The sequence below is a fragment of the Taibaiella soli genome (assembly GCF_003236175.1).
Taxonomy (GTDB): domain Bacteria; phylum Bacteroidota; class Bacteroidia; order Chitinophagales; family Chitinophagaceae; genus QKTW01.
The window spans coordinates 9,811-27,237 of sequence record NZ_QKTW01000006.1 but is presented as its reverse complement, the minus strand read 5'-3'; the positions used below and the strand labels follow the sequence as shown (position 1 = coordinate 27,237).

The 17,427-nt window shown below is 43.7% G+C and carries 20 protein-coding genes, 1 tRNA gene and 1 pseudogene; 7 read left to right on the top strand and 15 right to left on the bottom strand.

Translation table 11 applies throughout. The features are described from left to right. Nucleotides 1-93: 93 nt before the first annotated feature. A pseudogene (locus tag DN068_RS22345) lies at nucleotides 94-192 on the top strand (IS200/IS605 family transposase); the annotation flags it as partial. A gap of 41 nt (nucleotides 193-233) precedes the next feature. Here the strand turns inward: DN068_RS22345 and DN068_RS03675 are convergent. The 4 genes from DN068_RS03675 to DN068_RS03660 all read right to left on the bottom strand — a co-directional run bounded on the left by DN068_RS03675 (nucleotide 234) and on the right by DN068_RS03660 (nucleotide 4,494). Then, entirely contained in the window at nucleotides 234-1,031 is a 798-nt protein-coding gene (locus tag DN068_RS03675) for an SDR family NAD(P)-dependent oxidoreductase (RefSeq protein ID WP_110997541.1), read from the bottom strand. A 30-nt stretch (nucleotides 1,032-1,061) separates the two neighbouring features. Continuing rightward, nucleotides 1,062-1,892, bottom strand: a complete 831-nt coding sequence (locus DN068_RS03670; protein WP_110997540.1) for a helix-turn-helix domain-containing protein — start codon at nucleotides 1,890-1,892, stop codon at nucleotides 1,062-1,064. Between the two features lie 780 nt (nucleotides 1,893-2,672). Further along, the gene (lipA, locus tag DN068_RS03665) at nucleotides 2,673-3,599 is read right to left on the bottom strand and encodes a lipoyl synthase (protein WP_110997539.1); all 927 of its coding nucleotides are present in this window, start codon (nucleotides 3,597-3,599) and stop codon (nucleotides 2,673-2,675) included. Nucleotides 3,600-3,633: 34 nt separating this feature from the next. After that, nucleotides 3,634-4,494 (bottom strand): hypothetical protein, encoded by an 861-nt coding sequence (locus tag DN068_RS03660; protein WP_123985225.1) that lies wholly within the window; start codon nucleotides 4,492-4,494, stop codon nucleotides 3,634-3,636. Between the two features lie 216 nt (nucleotides 4,495-4,710). On the opposite strand from DN068_RS03660, the gene DN068_RS03655 reads away from it, so the two are divergent. After that, nucleotides 4,711-5,118 carry an OsmC family protein gene (locus DN068_RS03655; protein ID WP_110997537.1) on the top strand — a complete coding sequence of 136 codons (408 nt, stop codon included), beginning with the start codon at nucleotides 4,711-4,713 and terminating at the stop codon, nucleotides 5,116-5,118. On the opposite strand, the gene DN068_RS03650 is transcribed toward DN068_RS03655, so the two are convergent. Genes DN068_RS03650 through DN068_RS03640 form a run of 3 tightly spaced genes read right to left on the bottom strand, consistent with a single transcriptional unit; the run spans nucleotide 5,101 to nucleotide 7,561 of the window. Further along, complete coding sequence (locus DN068_RS03650; RefSeq protein ID WP_110997536.1) at nucleotides 5,101-6,381, bottom strand: DUF2851 family protein; 1,281 nt, start codon at nucleotides 6,379-6,381, stop codon at nucleotides 5,101-5,103. The two genes, DN068_RS03655 and DN068_RS03650, sit on opposite strands and share 18 nt — an antisense overlap. A 46-nt stretch (nucleotides 6,382-6,427) precedes the next feature. Continuing rightward, on the bottom strand, nucleotides 6,428-7,228 hold the full coding sequence (gene pyrF, locus DN068_RS03645) for an orotidine-5'-phosphate decarboxylase (RefSeq protein ID WP_110997535.1): 801 nt from the start codon (nucleotides 7,226-7,228) through the stop codon (nucleotides 6,428-6,430). Nucleotides 7,229-7,261: 33 nt separating this feature from the next. Beyond that, nucleotides 7,262-7,561, bottom strand: coding sequence for a thiamine-binding protein (locus DN068_RS03640; protein ID WP_110997534.1), 300 nt, complete (start codon nucleotides 7,559-7,561; stop codon nucleotides 7,262-7,264). A 210-nt stretch (nucleotides 7,562-7,771) separates the two neighbouring features. Here DN068_RS03640 and DN068_RS03635 point away from each other — a divergent pair, with 210 nt between their 5' ends. From DN068_RS03635 to DN068_RS03625, 3 genes are all read left to right on the top strand, one after another. Next, nucleotides 7,772-8,152 (top strand): nuclear transport factor 2 family protein, encoded by a 381-nt coding sequence (locus DN068_RS03635; RefSeq protein WP_110997533.1) that lies wholly within the window; start codon nucleotides 7,772-7,774, stop codon nucleotides 8,150-8,152. 264 nt (nucleotides 8,153-8,416) lie between these two features. Continuing rightward, nucleotides 8,417-8,947, top strand: coding sequence for a hypothetical protein (locus DN068_RS03630; RefSeq protein WP_110997532.1), 531 nt, complete (start codon nucleotides 8,417-8,419; stop codon nucleotides 8,945-8,947). Between the two features lie 23 nt (nucleotides 8,948-8,970). Further along, nucleotides 8,971-10,056: a ferredoxin--NADP reductase gene (locus tag DN068_RS03625; protein ID WP_110997531.1), complete on the top strand. Its 1,086-nt coding sequence runs from the start codon at nucleotides 8,971-8,973 to the stop codon at nucleotides 10,054-10,056. Nucleotides 10,057-10,313: 257 nt separating this feature from the next. On the opposite strand, the gene rfaD is transcribed toward DN068_RS03625, so the two are convergent. From rfaD to DN068_RS03585, 8 genes are all read right to left on the bottom strand, one after another. Further along, entirely contained in the window at nucleotides 10,314-11,300 is a 987-nt protein-coding gene (gene rfaD, locus DN068_RS03620; RefSeq protein WP_243630081.1) for an ADP-glyceromanno-heptose 6-epimerase, read from the bottom strand. A 21-nt stretch (nucleotides 11,301-11,321) separates the two neighbouring features. Beyond that, entirely contained in the window at nucleotides 11,322-11,630 is a 309-nt protein-coding gene (locus DN068_RS03615) for a hypothetical protein (protein WP_123985224.1), read from the bottom strand. A gap of 100 nt (nucleotides 11,631-11,730) precedes the next feature. Then, nucleotides 11,731-12,258 (bottom strand): 3-hydroxyanthranilate 3,4-dioxygenase, encoded by a 528-nt coding sequence (locus DN068_RS03610; RefSeq protein ID WP_110997529.1) that lies wholly within the window; start codon nucleotides 12,256-12,258, stop codon nucleotides 11,731-11,733. Nucleotides 12,259-12,443: 185 nt separating this feature from the next. Then, complete coding sequence (locus tag DN068_RS03605; RefSeq protein ID WP_110997528.1) at nucleotides 12,444-13,730, bottom strand: hemolysin family protein; 1,287 nt, start codon at nucleotides 13,728-13,730, stop codon at nucleotides 12,444-12,446. Nucleotides 13,731-13,940: 210 nt separating this feature from the next. Then, the gene (gmk, locus tag DN068_RS03600; RefSeq protein WP_110997527.1) at nucleotides 13,941-14,519 is read right to left on the bottom strand and encodes a guanylate kinase; all 579 of its coding nucleotides are present in this window, start codon (nucleotides 14,517-14,519) and stop codon (nucleotides 13,941-13,943) included. A 165-nt stretch (nucleotides 14,520-14,684) separates the two neighbouring features. Beyond that, nucleotides 14,685-15,356, bottom strand: coding sequence for a uracil-DNA glycosylase (ung, locus tag DN068_RS03595; RefSeq protein WP_110997526.1), 672 nt, complete (start codon nucleotides 15,354-15,356; stop codon nucleotides 14,685-14,687). Nucleotides 15,357-15,362: 6 nt separating this feature from the next. Next, nucleotides 15,363-15,881 carry a hypothetical protein gene (locus DN068_RS03590; RefSeq protein ID WP_110997525.1) on the bottom strand — a complete coding sequence of 173 codons (519 nt, stop codon included), beginning with the start codon at nucleotides 15,879-15,881 and terminating at the stop codon, nucleotides 15,363-15,365. A gap of 214 nt (nucleotides 15,882-16,095) precedes the next feature. After that, on the bottom strand, nucleotides 16,096-16,707 hold the full coding sequence (locus DN068_RS03585; protein ID WP_110997524.1) for a fumarylacetoacetate hydrolase family protein: 612 nt from the start codon (nucleotides 16,705-16,707) through the stop codon (nucleotides 16,096-16,098). Between the two features lie 21 nt (nucleotides 16,708-16,728). On the opposite strand from DN068_RS03585, the gene DN068_RS03580 reads away from it, so the two are divergent. Both DN068_RS03580 and DN068_RS03575 read left to right on the top strand, forming a co-directional pair. Continuing rightward, entirely contained in the window at nucleotides 16,729-17,172 is a 444-nt protein-coding gene (locus DN068_RS03580; RefSeq protein ID WP_110997523.1) for an acyl-CoA thioesterase, read from the top strand. Between the two features lie 34 nt (nucleotides 17,173-17,206). Then, nucleotides 17,207-17,280: transfer RNA gene (locus DN068_RS03575), tRNA-Met, on the top strand. Nucleotides 17,281-17,427: the final 147 nt, after the last annotated feature.

Genomic DNA, 17,427 nt, shown 5'->3' with positions numbered 1-17,427 from the left:
TTAGATTGGCTTTGACTGTCCCAACGCGCTAGTTCAAGCTATGCCCTTTAGGGCAAGGCTTTAGCTTCTACAAATCTGGCTTAAATTAGCAATATGTCAGAAGTTAGGAAAGGAAGTCACAGTGTACATCAGTTGCATGTCCACATAGTGTGGAGTACGAAATATCGTTATCACGTGTTGCATGGCGAGGTGCTAGCGTGCTTTTCTTCCGCATTAGCTTCTTTAGAAGCCGGTTACAAGCATCTGATCGTTCCGCCATCCACTCTGATTACTGCACCGCTGATATAGTCGGCATAGTTGCTGCAGAGATAAGACACGGCACCCGCAATTTCTTCGGGCTTGCCGAATCTTCCGGTATCATTTGGAATAAGATCCTGTACCGCTTTGTATTTTATTTCCTCTAAATCCGTTCCCCAGCCAAATTTCGGAGCTGCGTTGACCAGCCACTCTTCTACCATCGGGTTAATAATGGCGCCCGGAGAAACAACATTCGATGTAATGCCTGTTTCTTTAAGTTGGCGCGCCAGAGACGCAGACATATTATGTCGGGCGGCGAGGGTAGCGTTGTAATGCGGCTGTTCTTTGATTGGTTGAATGCCGAGTCCGCCGCCAATGTGGACCAGTCTTCCCCAACCGAGCAATTTCATTTGCGGCACGATACGGCGGATCATCCGTACATAAGAGACAACGTTATTGTTGTAAATATCCAACCAGTCATCGGCACTGGCTTCTCCCCAGGATTTATGTGAAGTAGCACCCGCATTATTCACTAGAATATCTATAGCACCGCCTTGCAATGCTGCCGCAGCAACCGCATCTGCGCCTTCATCGGTTGTAAGATCACCAATTGCAGTTCGCGCGTTGCCACCGGATGCGTTGATTTCATTCGCTACTCGTTCGGCTCTTTCCTGATTACGTCCGTGTACGATTACTGCGGCACCTTCCGCTGCCAGCATTTTTACGATTGCTTCACCTAGTCCTGAGCTGGAACCTGTTACCAGCGCTGTTTTTCCTTTTAATTTCAAATCCATTTTTTGTGTTTGAATAGTTATTGATGGTTTTTAATTCTGTTTTTTTGCGGGCGCATAACCAAATGCTTTTTTATAAGCATAGGAGAAATGAGAAAGATCTTCGAACCCCAGATCCAGATATATTTCGGAAGGTCTCTGCGCTTTTTCTTCGATCAGAAAACGTGCGTCCTCCAGTCTTCGCTGCACCAGCCAACGTCCGGGGCTCATATTATAATGGTGGGTAAAATCCCGTTTGAATGCAGAGAGGCTACGGCCAGTGAGGAAAGCAAACTTGTCGAGGCTTACATTGTATCTGTAATGGCTGTTCATAAAGGCTTTCAGGTCAATTTTTCCCGGTTCGCTAAAGTCAAATAGTACTTCCTTTAATGCCGGATGATTATGGAGTAGCAACAATACAAGCTCTTTCGTTTTGAGCGATACGATCCGGGGATCCGTTTGTCCCGTGTTGAGGTAAGGCATTAATGAATCCGTAAAGCCTTGCAGTAAGGTATCCGGGCGGAGCAGTAGCGGCCCGTCGATAGTGCTGCGTTTGGTTGCCTTCAGAGAATAGTTATTGCTCATTTCCATCAAAGTGTATTGATCGATGTGAACGGCAACAGAACGGAAACCGTCGCTAGATGGGCTTTTGACGTATCGCGACAGCTGATTCTTTTTGAAGAAACGGAAGTCGCCCGCTTTAAAAGAATACATTTTGTTCCCCAGCCAGATATCGTGTGCGCCCGAAATGATATAGCTGAAAATGTGGTCGGCCACAAACGCTTCACCTTCTATTTTTCCGCCCGTGTAATTGTTTAGTATCAGCTTAGGTGCCGTAATCGGTGCGATTAATTCGGTGTCTGAAATCTTTACGTCACAGTTCATGTTGAATCCTTATTTCAGATACAAAGATCCATCAAAGCTGCGCCGGGCATTTTGCTGAAAAGCTCAGATTTCTTTGTTGAAAAGGCCATTTTATAACGCAGCTTTTGTCTACGGTAGACGTTTGATTTTCGATCCGGGAAACTATTGCACGCACCGAAATCCTCGGGGGGCACTTGAGATACCGTGATCTCACCAGGTTTTTTCAAAAAAATATTTTCTGTGGAAAAACGCTATGGCGGCGATCAATGATCATTTTGTGATTTGCTAATGCTATGAAAATGAATAGATAATGAAATAAGTGGCACAATTGTTGATAACGTATTATTAACGGCTCGTTAGTCGTTTTGAAAGAAAGAACAAGCATCATAACGCTAAAATTCCATCATAATGGCTTGAAAGATTTACTTAAGATACACTCTGCCGGACGTAACTCTGAATCCGTCGGGGGGCTGATAGGGGTCTCTGGCAGAGTTTTTAAAAGCAACGATCATCGTGCGAAAAGCACAGTGTTTGGATATTTTTTGGTTTGAGGGATGTTTTCATCCCGGGTTATTACACATAATGGAAGCACCTAGTCTTGGGTGCTTTTTTGTTTCTTGAAAAATCAAATGGTGTCAAAGAATAGGAACTGATCGAATGATCTGCAGAAGAGCACTCACATAAAAATTCGCGGAAAACACGAACAAAAAAATCCTCCGCACAATACCGTGAGGAGGATTTAATATTTTAAGTCGCTTGTCTTATACTTCGTCTATGCTCAGTATGACAATACGGGCAGCTTTAAGCTTTTTCCTGTTCCCACTTAGATCTTCCGTAACCAGGAATTACGTGGCGTTCGCTGTGGTAAGAAGAACGAACCAGCGGACCACTTTCAACGTAGTCGAGGCCCATTTTATAACCTTCTTCACGATAGAAAGCAAACTCATCAGGATGCACGAAACGTACTACTGGTAAGTGTTTCTGCGTTGGCTGCAGGTATTGGCCGAGTGTCAGTACATCCAGACCATTATCTGCGAGATCTTGCATGGATTGCAGCACTTCTTCTTTCGTTTCACCCAGGCCCAGCATGATACCGCTTTTCGTGCGCATACCGCCATCTTTCAAGCGACGGATCACTTCCAGACTGCGATGGTATTTTGCCTGGATACGTACTTTGCGCGTCATGCGTTCTACCGTTTCCAGATTGTGCGAAACAACTTCCGGTGCCACTTCAATGATGCGTTCCAGATTTTCCCACTGGCCTTTAAAGTCAGGGATCAGCGTTTCTAAAGTTGTATCAGGATTGAGTGCGCGAACAGCTTTGATGGTATTGGCCCAAATGATAGAACCACCATCTTTCAGCTCATCACGATCTACAGAAGTCAGTACGGCATGCTTCACCTTCATCAGGTGAATTGCTTCTGCAACACGCTGCGGCTCGTCCCAATCCACAGGATCCGGGCGGCCGGTTGCAACCGCGCAGAAACCGCAGGAGCGGGTACAGATATTACCGAGGATCATGAACGTTGCGGTGCCTTCGCCCCAGCATTCGCCCATATTCGGACAGTTGCCGCTTTCGCAGATGGTATGAAGCTTGTGCGTATCTACCAGCGATCGTACATGTTTGTAGTTTTCGCCAATAGGCAGCTTTACACGCAGCCAGTCCGGCTTTTTCACGCGTGTTTCCGTATTATTTACAGTTGCGTTAATTACAGGTAACTCTTGCATAAATCTCGGTGCAAATTACGTCTATTTACGACGATCACCAACGTTTGCCAAATTGAAAGGCGGCAAAGATATTAGCGCTATATGGATATGCCTTCTGATTCGCCATAATTTCGATCTTCGAAGAATAGAGATCAGCGCTTACGCCAGTCTCAATTGCCAGCACTGTTTTTTTGTTGGCAGCAAAGTCGAAATGCAGGCCAGTCTTGAGATGCAGGCCCGGAACAATCTTGGTTTCACCGATGCCCTGAGTAAAACCTGCCGAGCTTATGATCAAACGGTCGTCCAGGAAAGATTGTTTATCGTCCTCGTACTTAATGGTTTTACGCACTAGCGTACCCGTTCCGCCATTGTCCTGAGGCACATTGGCATTTACATAATAAGGTTTCAGCAAGCCCAGGGAAAGGCCGCCCAGATAGAACCAGTGAATAGAAACAGAGCCTGGTTCCGGCTTTCCGGCGATCATTCTGCGGAACCCGTAACCAAGGTTGAACTGATAAAAATTATTGATTTTGCCATAGATATAAGGTTTCGCACTCTCATTAGAATACGAACCTAAATATTGGTTGGTCGTCTTGGTTTCTTTGGGATTTTTTACTTCGTTGAATTCCAATTCTACATAACGGAGGTTGTAAAACTGGTCGCTGTGTTTGGTGTCATTGCTTCTTACCCAGCCTTTATTAATGTATGCGCCCCAGCCGTTGGTGTTCATTTTGGCGCCCAGGCTCATCTCTGTATGGATCGGTTTTGGCTTTTTTACGATAACTTTTGGCACAGGCTTTTTTGCAGTACTATCGCTTTTAATTACAGTAGTACTCGTAGTTTGCGCGTTTGAAGCGACAGATGCCAACATCATCAAAACCAGCCCAATCCCTGTCCTATAAGTTAAGCCAGCCATACCGACATGAATTTCCATTAAGTTACAATAATAATACCAATCAGCAATATTAAATCAGTTCCATTATATATTTACTCTAGGATGACTTTATTACAAAATCATTAGCAAATCTAGTTTGAATAATATTTTTTTTAAAATATAATCATTAACTATTCAAAAACATATCTCGCGACTTAAAACTACAGGTAAGATCATACCTTTACAAAAAGAAACTCAGTGACTTCTCAAGTTATATATCAAGGTGAATTACGCACTATTGCCACTCATTTACAGTCGGGAACTGTAATTGAAACGGATGCGCCAGTGGATAATCACGGAAAAGGCGAGCGTTTTTCTCCTACAGACCTGGTTGCGACCGCTTTAGCTTCTTGTATGGCTACTGTAATGGGTATTTTGGCACGTACACACGAATTCAGTATTGATGGTACCCGTTTTGATGTTGAGAAAGTAATGGTAGCTAATCCGCGCCGTATCGGCGAAATCAAAATCAATATCACTTTCCCGAAAGAGCAGAAATACGATGAAAAACAGCGCTCTATGCTTCAAAAAACAGCGATGACCTGTCCGGTGCTGGAGAGTCTGCATCCTGACTGTCAGAAAACAATTTTATTTATCTGGCCTTGAACGAATAATATTAAGTCCGATGCTGCATTCAAGACATCGTTTAGAAGAGCAGTACCCGTTATATAATTGAAGAAGCGCCTGCGAATGCATGGCGTTTTTTATTTGCCAGCCATGTTGCTGCCAGAGTTCGGTCAGGTGATTTTTCTCCGGTGTTATGCTTTCCAATAGTTGCAGCGCATTTTCTTTCAATTCTTCCTGCCCCTGCTCGCTGGCGTACAAAAACTGAATTGGTGCAATGGTATTGATAATGAGATTCTCAACAGAGCTTGTTCCTAAATGTTTAATCTTTTTCTTTTCATGATGCTCACCAAAGCGGTAATGATGATCCCAATATTCACTCGCCTGCACTGAAAATAATTCGTGCAACAAGGGAATGTCTGTTGCGGCCACAATTTGGGAGAACAGATGAACGGAACGATGGATTAACGCCGCAAACTGAGCGATGCGGACTGTCGGAAAATTCGCCGGGCGCAAGCGTAAAAATTTCCAAAGATGATTGGGCATTGCCTGCAATTGATATTTCTGCCGCAGGTAGCAGTATTCTTTTCTGAGCATTTCAAAATAATCATCTGATGTTTCACTTTCCAGAAAGCCAGCCTGTCCGAATAGAATAGCTTCGGTCTGCATCAGATTTTCGCGGTGTTTTGCAAGTACATTGATTGGGGTGTATTGCGCCAGCATCAGAAAGGGATCGGCATTTATTTTAAATCCGAAATTAGCTGCAATCCGCCAATAAAGTAGTGTCCGCCAATCGCCGGCAGATTTTGTCAGTAATTGTTTCCATTCCAGTAGCTTTTGTTCCCACCGTTCTGCCAACAAGCGGTTGATCCATGCTTCCCGTACCAGCTCATTGACATTTTGCAGCGCATTAGCGCAGGGTAGCGTGAGATTTGTTTGTACCAGCTCGGTGTATTGTTTGATGATATAAGATGGGATGTGCGGCTCCATTACGAGCATTGGCACATTTTCCGGAATAGCTGCAATTGTGCTGTTGTAATAGACGACATGCAGGATAATATTCTGGTAAGCGGGATTTTTATGGTGGCTGTGTCGCGTCCATTCGCCGGGATGAATGTGTAATTCGATATTGCCGACTAATATTACATTGCCGATGCGGACTTTCGCTTCAAAAAAATCAGGACCGGCGTTGGTGTTTCTTTTTCCCGGGTTGATGATGGTGACCGCTTCGCCATCGGTGGTAAATAATTGTTGCGGCCGGTACAGGCTAAACTGCCAGATGGATTGGAATAAGGATTCATTCATGAAGGGAAAAATTTACCGGGAGTGATCTGCCCCCGGTATAATATCCCTACAAATATGCTGCCATTTGTTGTTGGTATTCTTTTGCCGCAACTGCCGCTTTTTCTGCAAAGTCAGTTCCAGAGCCTGCGTAGATAATTCCACGAGATACATTAATCAGCACGCCGCCATCCTTGTTCAGCGCATTGTCACACACGGTTGCTACATCGCCGCCTTGTGCGCCTACACCTGGTATCAGAAAAAAGTGTTCCGGAAGCAGGGAACGTACATGTTGCAATTGTTCTTTGCGCGTAGCGCCGATTACAAACATGATATTTTCAGGCGTACCCCAGCTTGCCACCGTGCGCAGTACTTTTTCATATAGTTTCTCATTGCTGCAATCCTGCAACTGAAAATCCGCACTGCCTGCATTCGAAGTGAGACCGAGTACAATTGCCCATTTGTCTTCAAACTGAAGGAACGGCTGCACGCTGTCGGCACCCATGTAAGGTGCTACTGTAACGCTGTCATATGGATAGGTGTAGAAAAACGTACGGGCATATTGTTCGGATGTGTTGCCGATATCGCCGCGTTTTGCGTCTGCAATGGTGAAAATGTTTTTCGGAATATAGTTGAGCGTTTTCTCCATGCTGATCCAGCCTTTCAGTCCTTGCGCTTCATAAAATGCAGTATTGATTTTATAAGCAACCGCTACATCCCTGGTGGCATCAATAATTGCTTTATTGAAAGCGAATGCCGGATCTTCCTCTTCCAGAAGGTGTTTCGGGATTTTGTTGAGATCAGTGTCCAGACCTACGCAAAGCACAGATTTTTTTTCACGGATAATTTTGACTAGTTCAGCTCTATTCATTGCAGACAATTTTTCGACTCGCGAAGTTAATAGCTATTCTTTGTACTTGCCTATTTTGTCATCGATCTTCATGTCTTCTGCTGCAGCGCGGTGTAATTTCATGTTGATGATGAACTCATCTGCGCCGGCTTCAGTACACGCGTTCTGAATATTTTCCAGCAATTGCATTACCTCGTTATAAGGGCCTTCTACCACGGTTTCAAACGGGCAAACAACGTATTTCAGTCCGGATTTGTTTATTTCAGCGATGGCGACATCCACGATGCGGTAGGTTTCTTCTTTTGGAAGGCGCAAGGGCAACATTTGTATCGCCAGATTAACGGTATGGTTCATGATTTTTTCTTTTGGAACGCAAATGTCTCAAGAAAAGCTGATGATTTTTGGACGTTTTTTCAAAAAAAGTCTAAAAATGAGACCCTTGCAATTTGTTGAATATCAGTTGTTATTTTGCAATGGGAAAATATTTGCCCGGAAATTCATCAAAATATAGAGACTGGAATAGGGGTAACTATTCGTTTTCGCGTCTTTTTAGAAACGTATGTTATGGTGAACAGCCTGGATACATATTCAAACATTGATACGGTAAAGCATTTATACGATTTGTTTAATCAACGTAAATGGCAGGAAATTGCGGAATTGCACGACGATAAAGTGTATCTCCTCGATTCCAAAATAGGGGATCAATTTGTAGAAAGAAAACAAGCAGACCTCGCTACTCGTTATGCGGCGGTCGAAAGAAAATATCCTGGTATTAAAGATAAAATCATCTTTATCCAGGAAAGTGGAAATCTGGTTTATGTGCAGTATCTCTCTAAAGGCCGTACACGTGACGGCGCCAATTGGGAGCAGCTGGCCTGGAACATCTTCACGATTGATGATGGAAAAATCACCAGAGTAGCAACGTACTTTAGTCAGCCTGAATAATAATTTGAGTTAGTATCCCGTGTTCTCACGGGATATTTTTTTTCTGGCGATCTCCGGTATGTCGCTTCGAAGTCTCTTTTCGTAAATGGAGATGCGCTCACGGTCCCTGACGTCTCAGCACCGGAGGTAATGCGTGTTTCACCATTGATTAATCACCACGGACCTCCATCATTCACCTCGCATCGGTCATTCACAGGTCAAATCGAAAAATCTGGTACTAGTCATCAGAAATTTATATTATCTTAGGAATAACACGAATCTGCTATGGAGCCTTACGAACACAAAATACTGATCCACCAGCCTGAAGTAGTTACAAGCAGTTTTATGGCAGAAGATGAAGAAGACGCAGAAGACTTGTTTGTGACGGCGAAGGAACGCCTGCTGCATGTCAGCCAATGGGCCTCTTATTTTCCAAACGAATCCATCGGATTCCAGCTTATAGATCATCATAATCATCCGGTAGAACGATCGGTGCGTAAGGGCGATTTTCTGAAAGTAACCAATAAAGGCATTGTTTGCTGGCTGAAAGTAACTGCAGTGATTTATGACGATTTCCCAGACCAGAATATGGAAAGCTTTTCGGTGGAAGCATGGGTATCTGCTCCAATCACTGAACAAGATGATTCCTCTTATATGCATTCGCCGAGTCTGTTCCGTATAGCGCGGGATGGGCGAGAGCTCCTTGCCATTTTTCACGGAGACAAATATTCTGACAGCATAGACAGCGCTGCATTGGGCAATATTTGCTGGAAGGAATGGGGGAAAGCCATGCTGGATTTTTCTATGGTGAAATAAAGCTGCCTTTGTATATTTAATGCATGGCGCAGACGCTGGAAAATCCTTTCCTTAGAAGACTTATTGTAACGGCTGTTAAGCAGGAAACTGATGATGTAAAAACATTTCAGCTGATTCCTGAGGATGGTAAACCACTGCCGTATAAGTCTGGCCAGTTTCTTACTTTTTTATTTAGTGAACATGGCAGGGAAGACCGGCGTTCTTATTCCATTTCTTCCGCATCAGGGCATAATGAAGCACTCACAGTTACCGTAAAGCGTGTGCCGAACGGTAGTTTTTCACGTTGGTTTTTCGACCGTGTGAAACGAAATGATGTGCTGCAAACCATTGGTGCCTCTGGTTTTTTTACGTTACCGGAAAACATAGAAGCACATCGTCAGTTATTTTTCTTTGCGGCCGGTGTGGGTATTACACCCGTTATTTCAATTATCAAAACTGCACTTTGTGATCATATACATTTGCAGATCGTATTAGTGTATAGCAATCGCAGCATTGCCGAAACTGTTTTTTACGGAGAACTGGAACAACTGAAAGCTTCCTTTCCGGAGCGCTTCAAAATCGAATATATATTCAGTACTGCAAAGGATCTGGAGCGGGCACATTTGAATAAATGGCTGCTGCCAGCATTGTACCAGGAACATTCTGACGGGGAATTAGACAAACAATTGTTTTATATCTGCGGACCTTTTGCCTACCGGCGAATGGTAATAATGTCTTTGGAGGAATTGAATATTCCTGCTGCAAAAATTAAGAAAGAGGATTTTGATGTCAGCAAGCCAAAGCTCAGACTAATGCCGCAAGATACCGGCTCACATCAGGTGCGGGTGCAGGTGCGTGGAAAACAATATTCTTTTGAGGTCAATTATCCGGATTCTATTTTGCAGGCTTCGCGGAAAGCGCAGGTTGCCATCCTGCCTTTCAGTTGCGAGACCGGGCAATGCGGTACCTGTGTCGCTCAATGCCTTTCGGGAAATGTCTGGATGTCGTACAACGAAGTCCTTACCGACGATGAGATCGCCAGCGGTAAGGTTTTGACTTGTGTAGGGCACCCTCAAAAGGGCGATGTGGTACTAAGTTTTGATGCGGATGGCCAGCTTGTTTCAAGATAGGAGTATCTGTGCCTTAATTTCTATCAGAATTTCTAATATTATTTCTTCCTGTTCTGAAGTTGGCAATACCGACGGCGCTTCTTTTATTTTTGCAACCATCATATTAAAAAATTATATCATAAAAATACATTTATATTTGATACCTAGTACAGGTATTTTCCACGGGTCATGGAGGGCATTTAATGCAGTCAGAACTCATGAAAATAAGAAACGCCGTCCTCGAAAGAACGGCGTTTCATTTAAAAAAGTATTTCTGATTAGAAGTAAGCCTCGTGTTCAAGATAATTGGTTACATAATCACGAACGCCTTCTTCAAGGCTTGTAAATGGCTGATTATAACCTGCTTTCATGATTTTACTCATATCGGCTTCTGTAAAATACTGGTATTTGTCGCGAATATCCTCCGGTGTATCGATGAACTCGATATTTGGTTCCAGATTCAATGTTGTAAAGATCGCAGTTGCTAAATCCTTGAAACTGCGTGCTTTGCCGCTTCCTACGTTGTAAAGTCCGCTTTTTGGTTGATTTTGCATCAGCCAGATACACATGCTTGCCACGTCTTTTACGTACACAAAATCACGCATTTGCTCACCGTCCTTGTAGTTTGGATTATGTGAGCGGAAAAGCTTTACCGAACCATTCTTTTTGATCTGGTGGTAGGCGTGAAAAATAACAGAAGCCATGCGGCCTTTATGATATTCGTTTGGCCCGTACACGTTGAAAAACTTCACGCCGGCCCAGAAAGGAGGCATGTGTTTTTGCTCCATGACCCAGATGTCAAAGTCGTTTTTGGACTTGCCATATGGATTGAGCGGGTGCAGCTGACTTACAATATCATTGTCATCTTTATAGCCATGCTCGCCGTTGCCGTAAGTGGCAGCAGACGATGCATACACCAGCGGAATATTATTCGCTGTGCAGAGTTCCCAGATTTGTTTGGAGTAATCAACGTTCCATTTTTTGTGGACGTTGTAATCCATTTCAGTAGTGTCAGTACGTGCGCCTAAATGGAAAACATACTGCACACTGCCGGGATGATGCTCACACCATTCGAAGAACTGCTCGCGGTGTACTTTATGCAGATATTTTTTTCCGGTGTAGTTGTGTACTTTCTTTTCGGCTGAAAAGTCGTCAACAAGTATCAGGTTTTCATAACCCAGCGAATTAAGATATCCGACGAGGTAACTGCCTATAAAGCCGGCAGCTCCGGTAATGACAATATTTTCATTTTTTTGCATGGACATGTAAAAGCTGGTTTGCCAATATTAGTGAGAAGCAGCGTGTGCAGTATCAGCAGTCTGATGTGCCGCTTCAGTAGTTGCCGCGCCTTCTGCAGGGGCTGCGTGTTCTTCTGTAGCGTGTTCTGCAGCTGGAGTTTCACTGGTTGCGCCGTGAACTTCTTCCGTTTTTACACCTTCGCCTTCTTCTTTTGTGTTACTTTCTACGTTCACAAAGTTTACAGCAGCGATGAAGAGTCCTGCAAGAATGAGTACAAACCAGAAAGAGGCGCTCATTGCTGTTTTTGACTTGATTTCTGTACCGTGCGATGATTCGTGATGCGTTTCGTGTGCCATGTATAGATTTTGATTTAAATGACCTGCGCAAAAGTAATTGTTTGCGGCCATTTTACTAAGTCTTAAGATTAAAAGAGAAAATAAAAATTGGTTGACCCGTTTATTTCTTAGGAGCAGGTGGTTCCATTACAGTGCCGCAATGCTTGCAGGTACGCTTGTCTACGTCGTCGTAAAAACGTTGCATTACTGGTGGTAACTGTGTAACGATATCGGTCAGCTTCATGTATTCTTCGTACAGTTTCTCGTCGCAGTTTTCGCAAAACCACAGGAAACCGTCGATTTCATCACCCTGACGTACTTTTTCAATAACCAGACCTACTGTGTTTTCGCCGCGTTGCGGAGAGTGGGGCGTTTTGCCCGGCAGCAGAAAAATTTCACCTTGTTTGATCGGAATATCTACAATTTTGCCGTCTTCCTGGATACGCACGACGATATCACCTTCCAACTGATAGAACAGTTCTTCGCTTTCATTGTAGTGGAAATCCTTACGGCTGTTTGGTCCACCAACTACCATTACAATGAAGTCGCCGGTGTTTTTATAAAGCGTTGCGTTGCCAACAGGCGGTTTCAGCAAGCTGCGATTTTCTTCAATCCATTGATGTATGTTAAAAGGACGCGTTACTGGCATAGTATGTTTTGTTTTTCTTTTATCAAATTAAGGCCTCCTCCAGTTCCTCCGAAGGAGGAGAACTTCCGGCGGGAGTAAATATTCATTTTATTGTGGGATGTCTCCTTGCGTCGACATGACATTTGGTTAATTACCCGTGGTATCTACAGTTTGACGTTTGACTTTTCACCGGCATTTACGATTGACTACCCATGCTTCAGCACCTTCATTTTCACGGTTTCAATTCTAGTATCTGTCACCAGCAAAACATCAAATTCGTAGTGATCGATGATGATGCGGTCTTTGATTTTCGGAATTGTTTCGTGGTTGGAAATGATATAACCAGAAAGTGTTTCTGATTCATCGAGCGGGAAATTGAAATGATATTTCTCATTGAGATAGTCCAGTTCCAGACGCCCGGAGAAGATAAATTCATTTTCGGAAATCTGCTTCTCTACGTGTTCCTGAACGTCGTATTCGTCATTAATATCACCAAATATTTCCTCCAGTACATCCTCCATTGTTACAATACCGGCGGTACCACCAAATTCATCAATTACCCAGGCGATGCTTTTACGTTCCTTAGTAAAACGGTTCATCAGATCTACTGCGCTCATGGCTTCAGGAACGGCTGTGATCGTATGCAGCACTTGTTTGATCGTTTCCGGGCGACGGTTCAGATCGAGATGGTGCAGATAGCCTACGATATTGTCGATCGAACCTTCGTAAACAATGATCTTCGATAATTTTGTATCAATAAATTTTTGACGGACATCACGTACTGCTGTGTTTACTTCTACAGCTTCCACTTCATTACGCGGTACCATACATTTCCGGATTTTCACATTTACGAGGTACAGCGCATTCTCAAAAAGTTCGGTATTGAGTTCATTGCTTTCACTTTCGTGGCCATGCAGGCTTTGTTTCACGAAGTGTTCCAAATCTACCCGGTTGAAGACCGCGTGATTCTCTTTGATGCGTACATTAAACAGATATTTCAGGATAAACTCAGAGATCGATACAAAAACTTTCGCCAGCGGATACAGCAGATAGTACATGCACAAGATCGGCAGACTGAAGAACGAAAGCACGGTTTCTGCTTTACTCCTAAAGATTGCTTTTGGCAAAAATTCGGCAAAAAATAGGATGATGACTGTTGCGATTAATGTATCAAACAGCAGTTTGGCATATTCAAAAAGATTTGGGCTGAGGTCGCGGATCGGACCAAGCAGTATTTCCAGCGAATGCTCGGTAAACCGTGTCATCAGCGAGCCATAGATAACCAGCAAAATATTGACGCCGATGAGACTGGTGCCAATAAATTCTGCAGGATTCTCCATAAACCGGGAAAGAATACGGCCGGAGAATGTTCCTTGTTTTTTCTTGAGTTCAATATTGAGTTTGTTGGCCGAAACAAAGGCAATTTCAATGCCTGCAAAAAAGCCAATCAGGAGAATACAGATTATAATATATAGTACAAGGTGCGAGCCCATATCAACCAAAGATAGTTTTTTTGTGTTTTCAACCTAGTTTTTTTGTTCTGACGGAATTATCGTTACGTCCAGGGCTAAAAAAATCCAGCCAAAGACCCTCGATCAGAGCCTTTGGCTGGTATATTTTTATTAGTTGATAGTTGGAAAGTTGTTCGTTATGAGTAAATAACCTCTTTGGATATGTCTACTGATACCGCGGTATATTACGTTTTAGAGCGCCGGTACGCCAAGGAAGTCTTCCACCACTTTTACTAGTTCCCGGGTTGCTTCTTCGAGGTCGTCATTAATAATAATGCGGTCGAACTGCGGCGCGTACGTAAGTTCGTCTTTTGCTTTTTCGATGCGTTCTTCGAGCGTCTGAGCGGTTTCCGTGCCACGGGCAATCAGTCGCTGACGCAAAACTTCCAATGATGGAGCTTCGATAAACAACGATAACGACGAATCCGGATATTTGCGCTGAATAGCTAATGCGCCCTGCACATCGATATCAACCAGCGGGAACTGGTCGTTTTGCCAGATGCGCTGCACTTCAGATTTCAACGTGCCATAATATTTGCCCGTATATACCATTTCCCATTCTACGAATGCGTCTTCGTCGATCAGGTTTTTAAAATCATTTTCAGCATAGAAATAATAATCCTTGCCATGTTGTTCGCCCGGGCGCGGATTGCGGGTACAGGCGGAAATTGAAAAAGCAAGTTTTGGATAAGCCGCAAGCAGACGTCTCACCAGCGTCGTTTTTCCCGAGCCGGAAGGTGCGGTAATGATAATGAACTTTTCAGGAGCCACTGGAAAATGGAATAAATTGGCTGCGAAGATAACATTTTTCCAATGTGGGAATGTGGTTTAATGTGGTAAATGTGCCCGACAGATGCCTGAATGCCGGCAATTTGACAAATATGTTTTCTCTATACAGAGTCATCATATTTATCAGATTAAATCACATTTGCCAAATTAAAGGTTCCAGTCTATCGGCGTTTCTCCATGTGCTTTTAGCCATTCGTTTGCCCTGCTAAATGGTTTGCTGCCGAAAAAGCCGTGGCGGGCGGAAAGAGGGGAAGGGTGCGCGGAGCTTATGATTAAGTGTTTGGAGGTATCGATGAGGTCTGTTTTGCCTTGGGCAAATTTTCCCCAGAGTATAAATACAACGTGTTTTTTACGGTCGGAAATCAAACGGATGACATCGTCAGTGAAATGATGCCAGCCGATTTTGCTGTGCGACATCGGTGCGTTTGCTTCTACCGTTAGTGCGGCGTTGAGCAGCATTACGCCTTCTTTTGCCCAGTGGTCCAGGTTGCCGTGGTTGGGTATCGGCAACCCGAGATCGGAATGCAATTCTTTAAAAATATTGACGAGCGACGGTGGCGGTTTAATGCCTTTCGGAACAGAAAAGCTCAGACCATGTGCCTGGCCTGGATTGTGGTAAGGGTCCTGACCAAGTATCACTACTTTCACTGCGTCCAGAGGCGTACTCCAGAATGCATTAAAAATGAGCGAGCCGGAAGGGTATACAACTTTTCCCTGTTCTTTTTCTGCCTGCAGTACAGAAACAATCTTGGCGAAATAGGGTTGCTCAAATTCTTTGCGCAGTATTTCTTTCCAACCTGGTTCTATATTTAGCGTCATGCTTATTTATTTTGCTGGTTCACCCTGATAAGGTGTTACGGTAGCATTCTTCTTATCACTTTTCAGTTGGAGAATCGTAAAGCTGCCACACATGTCTTTGTTCTTAAGTTTTTGCATCAGCAGAAACATGTAGGTATCGGACTGCTCTGGTGTAAAAGAGTAGGAAATATAGTTTGGTTGCTCGCGGTTGCGCTCTGCTGTTTTTTCATCCAGCTTATTGTCGTGACCGTCCAGCAGTTCCATTTTGAGTTTAGAGTCTAATGCATTGCCCACAAAGATGACCTGATAAAACATGCCCTTCTGCAGTTGCACAATTACTGGATATGGTTCCTGGGAAGACATGCTGATCATGGCATCGCGGAATACTTCAAATCCTTGTTTCAGATAATGATCTTTCATTTCCTGTGCCTGCTGGCGGATCGCTCCATCAATACAGCCAATGCTGGCTTTCTGCTGTGCGTGTACTTCTGGTGAAACGGCTATGAATGAACAACTCAGCGCAAGGCAATACAATAATGACTTCATTAAGATTGTAAAATTGACGAACGAAGATAGGGAAAATCGAAATCGCCGATGTCTGATTTTTTCAAGGCTGATTTTCGGTGAATGGTCAATGGTGAACGGTGAAACGTCAAACGTGAAAAGTCAATGGCGCGGACTTCGGGACAGACTATTGACAACTCACTACCCACAAACGAGAAATCCGAAAATCAGACATCAGCGCTCAGCAAATCAGCGATTATTGAATGTCCACGTCCAGCAATTTCTCGCCTTGCAAAAATCCTTCGAGATGATCGTACACAATCACCGGGCCAACGCCTGCAGGAGTGCCGGTGAAGATGAGATCACCGATATTGAGTGTAAAGAAATGAGAAGCGTAAGAAATAACTCTGTTGATGGAAAAGATCATTTCCCTGGTGTTTGCTTTTTGAACCGTCTTATCATTTAGCCTGAGTTCAAAATCCAGATCCTGTACATTCATATCAGGCAGGATCGGTAAAAAATTACCTACGGCGGCAGAGTTATCAAAAGCCTTGGCAATTTCCCAGGGCAACCCTTTTTGTTTCATTTTTTGTTGCAAATCGCGGGCAGTAAAATCGAGACCTACAGAAATTTCGTTGTAATATTTGGGAGCAGCTTTTTCATGAATGTATTTACCGTTTTTGCAGATTTTCACTACCACTTCGCATTCAAACTGGAGGTCGTCGGTAAATTCAGGGTAAAACACGGGCTTCCCCGCTACAAGTAGCGCGTTTTTAGGCTTCATGAAAAGAACAGGCTCTTTCGGAACCTCATTATTTAGTTCTTTTGCATGTTCTGCATAATTTCGTCCTACGCAAATAATTTTCATAAAATAAAGATTCGTAACAATATGGCTCGTGTAAAATTAAAGTTTCCTAATGAGAATCCATTACACATAATAAATATCCCTGTGCGTATTAGCGATATAAACTATGGCGGTCATCTCGGAAACGATGCAGTCTTATCTGTGATTCACGAAGCAAGAATGCAGCTTTTGGCACAATGGGGTTTTGATGAATTGAACGTGGGTGGTGCCGGGCTTATTATGGCCGATGTAATGATTGCTTACAAAGGCGAAGGTTTCTATGGTGATACGCTTGATGTAAAAATTTTTGCGGAGGAATTTACCGACCGCACTTTCGATCTTTTGTATCATATCTCTACCACGCGAAACGGCGCCAAAACTGACATAGCGCATGCTAAGACCGGTATGGCAACCTTTGATTATCAGACCAGAAAAATCGTGCCGATTCCGGAAATTTTAGAAAAACATTTGAAAGGGCTTGCTTTTTAGAAAAAAGTTGACTTATCTTTGCAATCCCAAAAACGGCGAGGTAGCTCAGATGGTTAGAGCGCAGGATTCATAACCCTGAGGTCACGGGTTCAACTCCCGTTCTCGCTACAGAGATCTAAAAAGCCTTTCAGATAACATCTGGAAGGCTTTTTTCTTTTACCCCCATCCCCTAAAGGGGGAGTTTCAGCGCGAGGAGTTTTCAGATTTTACTTGTCACCCTGAGCGCAGTCGAAGGTTCTCGCGACGGTACAACGG